Here is a 7,002-nt window from a genome sequence, read left to right as displayed (position 1 = left end):
ATGCAATGTTTAGATCTTTTTCTATCTACACAAACAAAAAAAGAATACGGTCAAATTAAACATCTTCTTACGCCATCAGATGCCATAAAACTGCCTTTACAAAGTTTTGATTTTTACACAAATTTTTTTCAAAGTGAAATGGAAAAAATAACAAAACAAAACGATGTGAAAACAGTACAAAAATTTGCGAAACAATTTAATTGGAAAAATAATTTAGAACTTATTTTCAAAAAAGAAGATTTTGAAGCCTTAGTAATTACCAATAAAAACCAAGAAATTATTTGGGTTAATGACGGTTTTAAAAAAATGACAGGTTATAGCAAAAACTTTGCAAAAGACAAAAAACCTTCTTTTTTACAAGGCAAACAAACTTGTGAAGCTACAAGAAAAAGAATTCGTAAAAGTTTACAAAATGATAAACCTTTTAAAGAAATTGTAATAAACTATAGAGAAGACAATACTCCTTATAAGTGTTTGTTAAATGTTTTTCCTCTTTATAATGAAGAAACCACACACTACATTGCCTTAGAAAAAGCAGTTTAAATTACTTAAAAATCATATGAAAACAAATATTATGAAAGAACTAAAAAAAGAAGACATTAGCCAAGAAGTATTTGATTTATATGATGATTATGCACATAATAAAATTGATAGAAAAGAATTTCTACAAAAACTTTCTTTATTTGCTGTAGGAGCCATTACCTTACCTGCTTTATTAAGCTTTATTTCACCCAACTATAAAGACACATTGGTCATTAAAGAAAACGACCCAAGAGTTGTATCAGAAACCGTACATTATGAGTCTCCAAAAGGTGGAAAAAAAATGAACGGTTTGCTTTCTAAGCCTTCAAACACTAAAGGTAAATTACCGGGTGTTTTAGTAGTACATGAAAATAGAGGTCTAAATCCGTATATAAAAGATGTTGGTAAAAGAGTGGCTTTAGAGAACTTTATTTCGTTAGCTCCAGATGCTTTAGCCCCTTTAGGTGGTTACCCAGGAAATGATGATGATGGAAGGGCTTTACAGAGAAAAAGAGACAGAAACGAAATGTTAGAAGATTTTATTGCGGGTTATGAGTATTTAAAAAATCATAAAGATTGTAATGGAAATATCGGTGTTGTTGGCTTTTGTTTTGGCGGATATATTTCTAATATGATGGCTGTAAAGTTACCCGATTTAAAAGCTGCAGTCCCTTATTATGGCAGACAACCAGAAACTGAAGACGCTAGAAAAATTAAAGCACCTTTATTATTACAATATGCTGGTTTAGATAAAAGAGTAAACGAAGGTTGGCCAGCATTTGAAAAAGTACTAAAAGAAAATAATATCGATTATCAAGCACATTTTTACCCAAAAGTAAACCATGGGTTTCATAACAACACCACACCAAGGTTTGATAAAGAAGCTGCTGATTTATCCTGGGAAAGAACTATTGCTTTTTTTAAAAAGCATGTTAAGAGCTCATAAAACAAAAGAAGCAAAACAAAATGCAATATTTAAATACAAAAAACTAAAATTAGCAACACTTGACTCCTAAATAGAAAATGAAGTAAGTAAGGATAACAGATATCAAAAGATATTATAAAACAGAACTCAATAGTATTCGAATACTAGCAAAAACATAACTTAAATCTTACTACTTTTTCTAAACATCTCTTTTGTTTTAAAAACAAGTATTTTTAAGAAATATTTTTTATTTCATTTAAAACTGTAAACTTGATTTAGCTCTAGAATGAATATTTTATAAATATTTAAGTACGAAAAAATCTAGAACTACAAAAACTAAATTAAAACGATGCATATTTTCTAAGATTTAAGACTTACAACTTAGGTTGAATCTAAAAAAAAATATTTTTTTATCTTAGCTAAAAAATATTTTAACAATGAAATCTACATTTTACTTATTTGTCTTTTTATTTACAAGCTTATTTATAAATGCCCAATCTTCAAGTTTCTTTCCATTTGGAGGTTATCACTTTTCAGGAACTACAGAAATCCTTAATGAAAATGCTAGTTTTAATAATGGATATAGCGCAGGGTTAGGGTATCGATTTAGAATTGGTCAAATTAATAACTCTAAATTAAATTATGCTTTAAGTATTGAACCTCATTTTAATTCTATAGATATAGATATACAAAATGAAGTTCTAAATGTAACAGAAGTAAAAGTTCCCCTTATGTTTAATTTAGTCAATGGAATAGACACCTATGATTTAAGTTTTTTTAAATCTCTTGCGGTTGGTGGTTATGGTAGTAGTTTATTATCTGCAGATTTAGATGGATTAGACATCAGTGATTCTGTCAAAGATTTTGATTATGGGCTAGCTGCAAACTTAGAGTTTCAAGTAATTTTTATACGTTTAAGATTACAGTATTTTCATAGTTTAGCATCCGAAGGAGATAGTAATGAAGTTTCTATAAGGTCCAATTATTTTTCAGCAGGTATACTTTTTCCTTTTTAATTTAAGTCCTGCCTCATCTTTTGTAGTTTTTTTATTTTTTCAAAGAATTATTTTCTGGTAATAAAATATTTTTTTTAATAAATGAAATTACCCACTTTTTAATAAAAATTAAAAATTATGAATAAAGCAAATGCCATAGTTACCATTTGTCCTCATAGGCCAGATGTCTTGTTAGGCCAACCCATCTTAGGACATGTTGGTTTTGGCTTCGAATATCCAAATGGAGAATGGTGTATAGGCGCTGTAGAAGGTACAGAGTGGGGAAATGACATCAATGGATTTTGGGCAGTTAAAGTAGCCAACTTACAATCGGCTTTACGCTATTTTTCGAATATGAAGCATTACAATGCTGAGTATGATTATTATAAATATTTAACCGTTACAGATGGTGTAATTCCTAATCCAAAATATGCAGACCAAATTGTAAGTTGGGTTTCTAGACAACCATATAATCTTTTTGGTAGAAATTGTGTGAATAGTGCTTTTGATATTTTATACGCTTTTTCTGGTGGTAAATACAACAACGCCAACCTTCCAAATCCAAATTTAAACTGGATTCCAAATGGTTGGTTTAATGCAATAAAAACAAACGAATACTATCGATTACCTCAAAACAATACGGAAACTAAAGTTATCTCTAAAAAATTTGAAATAACAAAAGATGTAGAGGTTCCTTCATGGAGAGAAAAAGATAAAGATTTGGAGTTGATAAGACATCAAAAAGAAGATATTGTTGAAATAAAAATAACACCTCCAAAAAATTAATAGGAATAGTAAAGAAAAACTATCTTCTGCTTTTTTTCCTTTTAGGTGCTCTACTAACCTTCTTTTTTCTTCTGTTAAATGGCACAGCATCATCAAAAGTATTTTTTACCTCTTTTGCTTTTTTATTCTTTTTCCAAGAATTATTTTCTGGTAATAAAACCTTCAATAAATCTGGTCTTCCAACTTTATTCAACGTATTTCTAATCCACGCTTTGTTTTCTTTTTTATACCAAAAGAAAAATTTGTGTTGATCTTCTTTTTCCTTTTTAGTTTTAGGCGTTTTTGTTGGTTTTAAAGTATAAGGATGATAGCCTGAATAATAAATTACAGTTGCAACTGTCATTGGAGTTGGCGTAAAACCTTGCACTTGCTCTAACTGAAAGCCCATATTTTTAGTTTCTGCCGCCAAATTTGCCATATCTTCTACTTCAGAAGCTGGGTGACTAGAAATAAAATACGGAATCAATTGTAGGTTCAATTTCTTCTTGATATTAATTCTATCAAAACGCTCTTTAAACTTATGAAAATAAGTAAAAGAAGGTTTACGCATCAATTTTAAAACAGGATCAGAAGTATGTTCTGGAGCCACTTTTAAACGACCAGATACGTGTTTAGTCATAACCTCTTCTGTATAAGCATCTAACTCTTTAGCATCTGCATTTTTATTGAATTCTGGCACCAGCATATCATGTCTAATGCCACTACCAATAAAAGATTTTTTTACTTTTGGATGTTTATCAACTGCTTGATATAACTCCGTTAAAGGCTTATGAGACGTATCTAAATTACTACAAATTACTGGCGAAATACAACTAGGCGCCACACATTTGTCGCAAATAGATTGTACTTTTCCCTTCATTTGATACATATTTGCAGAAGGCCCACCAATATCAGACAAATATCCTTTAAAATCTGGCATACTTGCTACTTTATCTACCTCTTTTAGAATAGATTCCTGACTTCTACTTGCAATAAATTTTCCTTGATGTGCAGAAATCGTACAAAAACTACAGCCACCAAAACATCCTCTATGAATATTAATGGAAAATTTTATCATTTCAAACGCAGGTATTGGGCCTCGTTTGTCATATTTTGGATGTGGTAAACGTGTATAAGGCAAATCAAAAGAACCATCAATTTCTGCTTCTGTCATGGTTGGAAAAGGCGGATTAATCACCAAAGTTCTTTCTCCAACCTCTTGAAAAATTCTTCTTGCTTTTAATTTATTAGATTCTTGCTCTATGGTTTTAAAGTTCGAAGCAAACGTTTTTTTATCACGTAAACAAGCATCATGAGAATTAATGGTTACATCTTCCCAACCATTAATAACCGGAATTTTTTCTTCCTTTTTATTTATTAAAACAGCCGTTTGTTTAATATTTTTTAAACTAGAAAACGGTACACCCTTTTGCAATAATTGAACTATTTCACGCAAAGGCTGCTCCCCCATTCCATACACCAACATGTCTGCTTTCGAGGTTTCTAAAATAGTTGGCATTAATTTATCAGACCAATAATCGTAATGCGTAACACGTCTTAAAGAAGCTTCAATTCCACCAATTAAAACAGGTACATCAGGAAACTTTTCTTTTAAAATTTTACTATAAACAGACGTTGCATAATCTGGTCTAAAACCCTTATCACCATTGGGTGTATAAGCATCTTTATCACGTCTTTTTTTACTAGCTGTGTAGTTAGAAACCATAGGATCCATACAACCACCAGTGGCTGCAAAAAACAATCGTGGTTTACCTAATTTTTCAAAATCCTGTAAATTATCATTCACATTGGGTTGTGGTACAATTGCCACTCGTAAACCATAACTTTCTAAAATTCTACCAATTACAGCTGGCCCAAAAGATGGGTGATCTACATACGCATCTCCACTAAATAAAATTACATCCAATGCATCCCAACCACGAATTTTAACTTCTCTGTTTGTAGTTGGTAACCAATCGGTTAGTTGATGTTTTTTAGTTTCTTGCATAGTTTGCAAAAATACAAGTTTTTTTATGGATTAAAATGTTAAAATAAAAAAACTAAAAACATTAAAATTCTTTTTTTATGAAGCTATTTTCAGCTTTCACTACTCGCTTCACGCCCAAAAGCGTGAGAGCTCAAACAAACCGTTCAATCTAGGTTAAAATTGTTTGCCAATTTTATGTGAAAAAGAAAAAGTATTTCTATCAGCTAACTTTATAATCTTCCCTTTCAAAATTTTTGAAACAAAAATCATTTTAACAAAAGAATTTTTATCAACTGTTTTTAGTTTCGTAGATTTAACGTTATTAATCAATCTTCATTATGAAAAAAATAATCCTTTTTACAATTGTTAGTTTTTTAGCCTTTACTGCTTGTAAAACAAAAGAAAGTGAACCTAAAAAAAATACGTATGTTTCTGATAATTACACCAAAAAAGAAGTAGACATTACTATGAGAGATGGTGTAAAACTGCATACAACTATCTATTCTCCAAAAGATACTTCTAAGGAGTATCCTATTTTAATGCAAAGAACGCCTTACAGTTCTGCACCTTATGGAGAGGGAAAAATGAAACGAAAAATTGGCCCAAATGTGCATTTAATGAAAGAAGGCAATATTGTGGTCTATCAAGATGTTCGTGGACGTTGGATGAGCGAAGGTGTTTATGACAACATGCGCGCATATATTCCTAATAAAAAAGAAAACGAATCTGATGAAGTTTCAGATACCTATGACACCATTGATTGGTTAGTAAAAAATGTAGCAAATAATAACGGTAATGTAGGTACTTGGGGAATTTCTTACCCTGGACATTATGCAACCGTTTCTACCATAGATGCGCATCCTGCTCTAAAAGCAGCTTCTCCACAAGCTTGTATTGGCGATTTCTTCTTTGATGATTTTCATCATAATGGCGCTTTTTTATTAAGTTATTTTAGAGCTATTTCTCTTTTTGGAACTTACAAAGATACTCCAACAGATTCTGCTTGGTACTCATTTCCAAAAATGAAATCTCAAGATCAATATCAATTTTTCTTAGACAAAGGCCCTTTGAAAAACCTAAACGAATATTTTCAATATGATAAATTAGATGTTGCTAATGGGGAGAGTAAGGAAAAAATAGACGATTTTTTCTGGAAAGAAATTGTAGAGCACCCAAACTACGATTCTGTTTGGCAAAGCAAAGGCATTATTCAGCATTTAGATAAAGTACCAAGCTCTGTAGCAACTATGGTTGTAGGTGGCTGGTTTGATGCAGAGGATTTATATGGCCCTTTAGAAACCTATAAAGCCATCGAAAAACATGGCAAAGATAATTACAATACCTTGGTTTTTGGTCCTTGGGATCATGGACGTTGGGCAAGTTCTGGCGTAAAAAACTATGTGGGTAATTATTACTTTGGCGATTCTATTTCTTTAAAGTTTCAAACAGAGATTGAAACAAAATTCTTTAATCACTTCTTAAAAGGAAAAGCCGATAAAAATTCTGGTTTACCAGAAGCGTATGTTTTTGATTCTGGTAAAAAAGAATGGAAATCTTACAATTCTTGGCCTCCAAAAAACGTGGTAAAAGAAAATTGGTTTTTATCAGAAAATCAAGCATTAACTTCAGAAAAAAAATCTACAACAGCGATTAAGTTTATAAGTGACATAAAACGTCCTGTACCCTATTCAGAAGATATAAAAACGGTTTTTACACCTCGTAAATACATGACAGACGACCAACGTTTTGCAGCAAGAAGACCCGATGTTTTGGTTTTTGAAACCGATGTTTTAACCGAAGATTTTACC

General features: G+C 31.1%; 6 protein-coding genes. 5 read left to right on the top strand and 1 reads right to left on the bottom strand.

The genetic code is table 11. The annotated features are described in order from the left end of the window. From ACTG3S_RS05645 to ACTG3S_RS05630, 4 genes are all read left to right on the top strand, one after another. Nucleotides 1-543 (top strand): PAS domain-containing protein (locus ACTG3S_RS05645; RefSeq protein WP_439128392.1); only part of this gene is annotated, 543 nt, incomplete at its 5' end. Nucleotides 544-574: 31 nt separating this feature from the next. Continuing rightward, nucleotides 575-1,468 (top strand): dienelactone hydrolase family protein, encoded by an 894-nt coding sequence (locus ACTG3S_RS05640; protein ID WP_439128391.1) that lies wholly within the window; start codon nucleotides 575-577, stop codon nucleotides 1,466-1,468. 416 nt (nucleotides 1,469-1,884) lie between these two features. Then, on the top strand, nucleotides 1,885-2,463 hold the full coding sequence (locus tag ACTG3S_RS05635; protein WP_439128390.1) for a hypothetical protein: 579 nt from the start codon (nucleotides 1,885-1,887) through the stop codon (nucleotides 2,461-2,463). 117 nt (nucleotides 2,464-2,580) lie between these two features. Further along, the gene (locus ACTG3S_RS05630; protein ID WP_439128389.1) at nucleotides 2,581-3,228 is read left to right on the top strand and encodes a hypothetical protein; all 648 of its coding nucleotides are present in this window, start codon (nucleotides 2,581-2,583) and stop codon (nucleotides 3,226-3,228) included. A gap of 19 nt (nucleotides 3,229-3,247) precedes the next feature. Here ACTG3S_RS05630 and ACTG3S_RS05625 read toward each other — a convergent pair whose 3' ends face one another. Next, complete coding sequence (locus ACTG3S_RS05625; RefSeq protein WP_439128388.1) at nucleotides 3,248-5,215, bottom strand: YgiQ family radical SAM protein; 1,968 nt, start codon at nucleotides 5,213-5,215, stop codon at nucleotides 3,248-3,250. A gap of 317 nt (nucleotides 5,216-5,532) precedes the next feature. Between ACTG3S_RS05625 and ACTG3S_RS05620 the strand changes: the two genes are divergently transcribed. Further along, a partial coding sequence (locus ACTG3S_RS05620) for a CocE/NonD family hydrolase (RefSeq protein WP_439128387.1) occupies nucleotides 5,533-7,002 on the top strand: 1,470 nt, incomplete at its 3' end.

Source organism: Polaribacter sp., assembly GCF_965656025.1.
Taxonomy (GTDB): Bacteria; Bacteroidota; Bacteroidia; order Flavobacteriales; family Flavobacteriaceae; genus Polaribacter.
The sequence above is the reverse complement of the archived record's forward strand: the minus strand, read 5'-3'. Positions and strand labels throughout refer to the sequence as shown.